This is a genomic window from Pseudarthrobacter sp. PH31-O2, assembly GCF_030063265.1.
In the GTDB taxonomy this organism is placed as follows: Bacteria; Actinomycetota; Actinomycetes; order Actinomycetales; family Micrococcaceae; genus Arthrobacter.
This window is the reverse complement of sequence record NZ_JASIST010000019.1, coordinates 1-7,253: the sequence shown is the minus strand read 5'-3', so window position 1 is coordinate 7,253 and position 7,253 is coordinate 1. Positions and strand designations below refer to the sequence as shown.

The window sequence follows — 7,253 nt, the reverse complement described above, 5'->3', positions numbered from 1 at the left end:
TCTACAATCATGAACGGCCCCACGGATCCCTGGACGGCATGACGCCGAAGCGCTACTGGGAAACCTGGACGCAAGAAAACCAATTAGCTATCGCATAGACGCTGGACTGCTAACGGGGGCCCAACCACCGCCGCCGCCGCGACGACGACCCCTGTGAGGAAGGCCTGTACGGCTCCGATGGACTCCCACAGGAGCGCCCAAGGCACAAAGCCTGCGACGAAAACGATGATGGATCTGACAACTCTGTTCTTGGTCCCCATCGTTGAACGCTACCAGCGGCTGTTTTAGCCCTGTCTTTGATTGTGACTCTCAGCAATGGGGTTCGGCGTTTTCGACCGACACCGACAAGCGCTATTCCTTGCATGTTGCAACCTCATAAAGGGATCCTCCAGCGGTATTCCGTGCCATTACCTTCGTCGTGCGAGAATCGCCGCATGAATGAGGACGAGCGGCAGATCAGGCAGCAGTTGATGCTCCACGAGGCTCTAGTGCATGCGATGGATCGGCGAGACGAGGTCTTCCAGGAGATCGAGGATTCACAGGACATGGACGAAGCGATCCGTCGGGTGGGTCAGCTGTTGGGCTTGGACGAGCACGGGAGCCGGGCGGTCTTGGACATGCAGGCTAAAACATTCACCCGAAACCGGCGTCAGGTCATCGCGTCCTACGCAGAGGAACTTAGATCAAGGTTGCCTGACCGGCTCTGAGGACTCCGCGCCCTCCATCAATTGCTGTTGCCTCATCGCGGCACGCGTTGCCGGCTTCCCGTACGCCGATCGGCTTACGGGCGGGCAGGACGTGATGCTACGTTTGACCGCAGTGACATTCTTACTTTCTCTGTGACCCAGAGTCGATGCAGCGGTTCCCGTTCGCTTCCCTCGGAAGCGGTGATTCCGTGTGCCCTCGAAGGGGACTCCCTCGCGAGTTCCCCTGGCACCCGGCCCCTCACCGAACTCATCCAGAGAAGATCACATGCCCTTCATATCGACCGACTCCGCCGCGCCCTCCTGACCTGCCCTGGACCGGGAATCACTGCGCCCTGATTGCGCCAACTGCTTCGCGCTCTGCTGCACCGCCCTAGGCTTTTCCGCACCTCGGACTTCGCCATCGACAAACCAGCAGGAACTCCCTGCAAGAACCTTGCCTCCGACTTCTCCTGCATCATCCACGACAGCCTGCGCCCGCGAGGCTTCCGAGGATGCACTGTCTTCGACTGCTTCGGAGCTGGCCAAAACGTCTCCCAGAACCTCTTCCAAGGAATCAGCTGGAAAGCGGATCCAGCAACAGCGAAAGACATGTTCCCGTCCTTCAAAGTCGTCCGACAACTCCACGAAATGCTCTGGTACCTGGCAGAAGCTACCAGCAGGACCTTCGACCCGGACACCTCGCACCAGGTCAACGAGCTCAGAATGACAATTGAAATTGCGATAGCCGGAACGCAGAAGGTCCTCTCCCTGAACCTCGGCGACATGCACGCCCGGGTTCGGTCGGTACTCATGGACGTCAGCGAAGAAGTGAGGTTCTCATACCTTGCAACTGGTGATGATCATCTAGATGCTGCGCTTGTCCCGGGGGCAGACCTCATGGGCAAGAATATGAAGTCCAGGTCGCTGTGTGGGGCAGACCTTCGAGGCGCCTATCTCATCGCTGCGGACCTGCGAGACTGCGACCTCTCAGGTGCTGACCTCCTCGGCGCTGACCTCCGAGATGCCCGTCTCGAAGGAGCCGATCTTTCCAGAACCCTCTATCTGACACAGGCCCAACTCAGCGCCGCCCACGGCGACGCCCACACGCGCCTGCCCTCGGACTTCAGCAGTCCTACTCATTGGACCAAAAACAGCTTACGACGACACAGTGGTGCCCGCCGGCCGGCAACTACACAGCAGTTGCCGGTCAGTCAGCACCCAAAAACCTCCGGCGGAAAAGTGTCCGGTAGCCGATCCTTTACCGGACGTATCCTACAGATGACGCAGGTATCTCTCAGGCGAGACTAAGAACGCTCGCCAGTTGGAAATCAGGTGCAGGCGCTGCCGTCATTGATGAAGTACTCCGGTTGACCGATGGAGATGGATTTTGGCGGAGCGGTCGGGCGCGCGATGAGCGAACACGCCGGGCTGGGCCGTGCGTTGATTTCCCGCTCAGCTGCACGGGATGGCATGGACGGCGGGCCATACCGGGTCAATGCCTCCGATGAGATTGAGGACGCCATCGTTCCCATCCCACTCCAGGGTGTACGAGCCGCCGGCAACCGGTTCATACCCGTCGTCCGTGGTCCACGAGCTCCCGCGCAATCCGATCCCGCCGAACCTGACCGCGTACACTTCACCCCTGCCGGCGAAGAGGAAAGAAAACTCGCGCACGACGGCACGGCAACCGTTGGCTGCAGGAGGATCTAGAACGCGGTAGCTGGCGCCCAGGTCGCCGAACGCGCCGCCCAGGCAGATGAGGCACACAGCAAAGGCCACGATGCTGCGCAATAGCCGGACATGCGCTGCAAACGGTGGCACGTCAATGCAGCGAGCTGCCCAATTGGAGACCAGACGAAGTATCACGGAGGCGACCAGCAGCATGCCACTGACGGCCCAGAAAGTCAGTACAGTCCCGCCGATGACCAAAAGCAGCGCGCCAAGTTGTGCCACGGCGGTCATGGCCGCAAGCGCCAGGCACGCAGCCTCCAGGCGGCACAGAACCGGAATGTTCAACGAGCTCTTTACTTTTCCCCCGGTCCCCATGCGCTGAGAGTCTAGCTGTATCGATCCTCTGCCGCTGACCAGAGGCCAGTCTCACTTCACGATGAAATGACCGCGCCGTCGACGCTGGTTACCTCGCGCCGTACTTGATCCGTCCGCCAGCCCTACCGATGCAAGAAACGGTGCCCGCTAGCAGGTCGAGAAGCGCGCAGCCAGTCATGATTCCCGACTGACTCCGGGTTCGCATTTGAGAGTAGTGCCTGGCTGAAACCAAGATTGGGCTGCGCCAGCATGTCCATGAACTCTAGTGGCATGTGTTTTCGCCATTTCCTGTTTGCGACGATCGTGGCTCGGACTGACTTCTTTCGGCGGAGTGAAGCGTGCCATATATAGATAGCTGGCGACCCCTCCTACCTCTGCACACCGTTGCCTGCGACCGAACTGCCCATCCGAAGTTGGTGACAGGGTGGCGTGGACCCGCGGATAGCTGTGGCTACGGTTTTCTGTCCGGGTTTCCACATCAGCTCGGGACAATCGGTTAAGCCCGCTCGGCCAGATCACTTGCTTTGGCCTGCATCGGCGTGCCCGCTCCAGAAACCTGCGCTGTGGTGATCGGCGGGGTGTTCCTCTGACCCGCTGGCGCGGTCGCGAAGGGACGCCATTCGCCGGCGCTGCGTGGCCACGATGAGCAGGGCGATGACGAGAGCTGCCGCTCCGGCCGTTCCAGCGATTACGGCCGGGGAGCTCCACGGGGTTGTCACCGCGTCGCCGGGTCGGGTCGCGGCGGATACCGGTGCCGAGGCCGGGGCGGGGGCCGAAGCCGCAACTGCAGCGGCGGTGGCGTAGCGGGCCACGGAACCGTTTCCCAAGCCGCTGCCCGGGGTCGTCACGATGATGGTCCCGTCCGGAGCTACCGCAAGGTGACCGGGGTTGCTCTCCGTTGGGATCGAGGGACCCGCTGTTCTGGTCCCCGGCGGTATTACGGACAGGGCGGGACGTAGGGCGCTGGCCACGTAGAGGGTCCCGTCCGGCCCGACGGCGGCCTCCGTGGGTCCGCCCGGGACATAGATGCGGTAGGCCACGGCGTCAGCGCCTGGTTTGATGACGGCGACGTGATTGGAACTGATGTTGGTGACATAGATCTTACCGTCCGGGCCGGCGGCGATCCCGTGGGGGTTCTCTGTCCTCCCGGGCGTGGAGCTGACCTGGATGGTCCGCGAGACGGTGTCCGCCCCGGCCGGGATCACCGAGACCGTCCCGCCGTACTGGTTCGTCACGAACGCGGTGCCGTCCTTCGTGACCGCCACTTCCACCGGGCCGGGCCCGACCGTAACAATGCGGTCCACCGCCGATCCATTGGGTGCAATGACCGACACAGTGCCCTCGGCAGGGTTCGGAACGAAGACCGTCCCGTCGGGTCCGGCGGCAATCAGATGGTTCCCATCCGACACCGGAATGCTCCGTACGACACCCGCCGCCCCGGCCGGTATGACACCCACTACTGCCTCACCCGAGGCACTGTCCTGCTGTGCCACGTACAACGTGCCGTCCGGGGCCAATGCGATCCCGGAGACATTGATGCCCGTACTGAGCGTGCGCGAAGGCTGGGACGCTCCCGGCGGTATCACCCGAATCCCGCCGGCGCCGTAATCGCCCACGTACGCTGTGCCGTCACTGCCAACCACTACTCCGAGGGGTGTCCCGCCGACGTCGAGAATCTCCGCAGGAGCCCCCACGGCCGGTGCCGCCCCCAGGAAAAGGACCGCCGTCACCGCTGCGGCCGTCCTCAGACTTTGATGCTTCACGCTTTTCTACCCCCAATAGACGTGGCACCACACAGCTTCGCAATGTCATTGCATGGAGCTTAGTCCAGCCGCCGGCGACTTTCGGCCCTATGGAGTCCGGACAGCAAGTCCGTTGGTGTGCGGAAAGAGCGCCCGTTCAGGGCTTGTCTACCTGACACTGACCGGCGATCTCTAGGCGATCCATACCTGCCCGCCGTGTAGTCTGAGGTCTTCGATTTGGGGGACACATGGCTCGAAAGCGCAACGCTCAATCTTTGCTTCTGCGATTTGATTGTGTGCCTGTAAACATTCGTAGGACATCCTGCAAACAGCGCCGCCAGCCCCGGTGTCTGGCGCAGTCCATGAGGGCCCTCAAATGACGACTCGTCGGCGCGTAGGACGTCTTTCAATGCTCGCGCTCGGGCTGGTCTTGATCGCGTGGATCGGATCGATGGTCTGCAGCGCCATCGATGAAGGGGCAGTTCCACCCGGCTCTGCATTCCAGATTATTCCGCAGCCCAGTGAAGCGGGGGAAATCTCCAAGCGCTGTGGGTCAGGAGGCTGTTGGCGGGAAATGGTTGTCAACATAAGAGAGCCGCAAACTGCACTGTCACTTGCTGCCGAGATGGGAGTTGTGTCAGAACGTTGCGAGCCAATGAACCTATGGACGTTGCGTAAAACCTGCACCGGGATCTCTGATGACCGCACCGGGCTCAAGGTCTACCTTCGGTATTCAGTCCTAGGTTCCTAAGACATGAGTCAGCTGCCTCATCGGCCCCCGCTGAACCCGTGGCCGCGGAAAACCCTCATCGGACGCCGAGCGGCGGCTCGGATAGTCAACGCTCAAGAATGCCAGGAGTGAAGCCGGAGAATGACAGTCCAAGAAAACGCCACGTTGACCGCGGCACGGAACCGTGCGCGAAGCTCCATCTGGCTGGGAATCGCGTGGCTTCTGGTAGCGGCCTGTCTCGGGCTGATGTCCTGGACACTCCTCCAGCTTGATTCCGCGGACATCTATATTCTTCTCGCTCCGGACATTAACGCCATAACTTTGGGAACCGCCCTGGCCCTCCTGGCGATAGTCCCCGCCGTTGCTGGCGTGTATCTAGTGGTGCGAAGTGCAATTCACAGGATTCGAAATCCCTGGATAGCTCGCCTCGTAAAGGCCTCCGGATGGGTGGCCGGCATCTGCATCGGTCTGGTGTTCTCATACTTGGCCTTGACGTTGTTTTTGCTCACCCCGGTGACCGCGTACACGCTGCACGCACCGACTGACGGAAGAAGCGTGCTGATCGTCAACAGGACAGTCCTCATAGCGGGCGGATTCACGATCTACGAGCCCCGAAACTGGCCCACTTATGTGAAAGTAGCGTCGCTGACTACCAATAACGCGCACGACCCATTCCGCGCCGGGACATACCGGGCGGTATGGAACGATGAGGGGCTGGACTTGGAGTTCGTAGGTGACTACATGAAACCGGATAGATACGAACACACATTCATTGAGCTCCGGCGGTAGCCATGCCGCCGCAGCGCTGGAACATGCCATGCGAGGACCAAAGCAGACTGTTTTACAGCCCCTAGGTCCTTCCTCTCAATCATTCCATCTGAACCAAAAGGAACTGGCTTGTACGCTGAATTACCGACCCGGGCGCTCACGTGAACCGCTGTGCAGTAACTATCGTCGTGGTGATGACGACAATGGTCGTTATCCTCCCTTCATGCGGTCGCGCACCTATTGAAGAGATCGGCCGTAACAGTATTCGCGAAAAGGCCACCAAGGCACTAGCAACCTACACACGGATACTGGAGGACACCGCTCCTGGTTCTTCCGAGCGAGTACGCCAGAAACTGGAAGAGGCCATGCCAGGTGTCTACGCAGTCGCAACGCCGCCTGGAGGCCGGCCCACCGCGGACATTTACTTGAGGGATCACGTGACCACGAGCGGTGGGTTTTGGGGGGAGCAGCGGACTGTCAACGCCTGCGTCAGATACGGCTTCGACCAACAGATGGCGACCATGGAATCGATAGACTGCCCGGCCACGGGACCTCAGTCTGAGTACGCAGACGAGCACGTGGTGATTCCCTGAACGGTAAGGAGCGCTGCTGCCGGTCAGTGGCCGGTGAGGGATCCGTCTGCGGACGGCTCAGTGGAATATATAGCGATGCGAAAAACGGCCATTTATCGCTAAAAAGCCTCACGGACGCCTACTCGTGCCGACGAGGTGGACGGTCCCCGCGACGTGACTTGCCGTGAGTTGATTTGACGGCCGAACCGCTTCCGGCAACGATGGCGGGGTGAACGAAGGACACGACGTTTCGGATCTAACATTCCTCACGCTCATGCCAGGTTCATACCGGGTAGGTGTGCTCATTCTCGGCGTACTTACCACGTCTGCGGTGGTGATCCCGCTGAGCGCTGAGATCCCGAGTGTGATGAGCCTGGTCCTCGCGATCTTGCTTGTAGCCTTATTCGCCGCCGCTTTTTTGATGCAAGCGGTCGTGCGCCTCGGAACGAATGGGGTGCATATTCGGGTCGCGGGTGTGTTTAGGACGACCATCCACTATGACCAGATCACCGGGGCTGCCCCCGACCGGGTTACGAGAGTTCGCGAGGGTATGGGATTGCGCATACTGCCGAACAAGACGACTGGTGTCAATGGCCAATAGTTTGTGCCCACTGGCGGTCAGCAAAAACGCCCGCTGGTGGCCATGAAAACTGCCCACTCATGGCCACCAGATCTGCCCACCGGGTATTCGGTGGCGTTGGCCATGCTG

6 protein-coding genes are annotated in these 7,253 nt (G+C 60.7%); 4 read left to right on the top strand and 2 right to left on the bottom strand.

What is annotated here, in order from left to right; all coding sequences use genetic code 11:
* Nucleotides 1-434: 434 nt before the first annotated feature.
* Together QMG72_RS17585 and QMG72_RS17580 are read left to right on the top strand one after the other, a co-directional pair.
* Nucleotides 435-707, top strand: a complete 273-nt coding sequence (locus QMG72_RS17585) for a DNA gyrase subunit A (protein ID WP_282361081.1) — start codon at nucleotides 435-437, stop codon at nucleotides 705-707.
* 627 nt (nucleotides 708-1,334) lie between these two features.
* Nucleotides 1,335-1,994, top strand: a complete 660-nt coding sequence (locus QMG72_RS17580; RefSeq protein WP_283481334.1) for a pentapeptide repeat-containing protein — start codon at nucleotides 1,335-1,337, stop codon at nucleotides 1,992-1,994.
* Nucleotides 1,995-2,138: 144 nt separating this feature from the next.
* Here the strand turns inward: QMG72_RS17580 and QMG72_RS17575 are convergent, their stop codons facing one another.
* Both QMG72_RS17575 and QMG72_RS17570 read right to left on the bottom strand, forming a co-directional pair.
* Complete coding sequence (locus QMG72_RS17575; RefSeq protein ID WP_283481333.1) at nucleotides 2,139-2,648, bottom strand: hypothetical protein; 510 nt, start codon at nucleotides 2,646-2,648, stop codon at nucleotides 2,139-2,141.
* Between the two features lie 599 nt (nucleotides 2,649-3,247).
* Entirely contained in the window at nucleotides 3,248-4,495 is a 1,248-nt protein-coding gene (locus QMG72_RS17570) for a virginiamycin B lyase family protein (RefSeq protein ID WP_226775791.1), read from the bottom strand.
* An 850-nt stretch (nucleotides 4,496-5,345) separates the two neighbouring features.
* On the opposite strand from QMG72_RS17570, the gene QMG72_RS17565 reads away from it, so the two are divergent.
* Nucleotides 5,346-5,993 carry a hypothetical protein gene (locus QMG72_RS17565; protein ID WP_283481331.1) on the top strand — a complete coding sequence of 216 codons (648 nt, stop codon included), beginning with the start codon at nucleotides 5,346-5,348 and terminating at the stop codon, nucleotides 5,991-5,993.
* A gap of 780 nt (nucleotides 5,994-6,773) precedes the next feature.
* A complete protein-coding gene (locus QMG72_RS17560; RefSeq protein ID WP_283481330.1) occupies nucleotides 6,774-7,145 on the top strand; it encodes a hypothetical protein in 372 nt (123 codons plus the stop codon).
* Nucleotides 7,146-7,253: the final 108 nt, after the last annotated feature.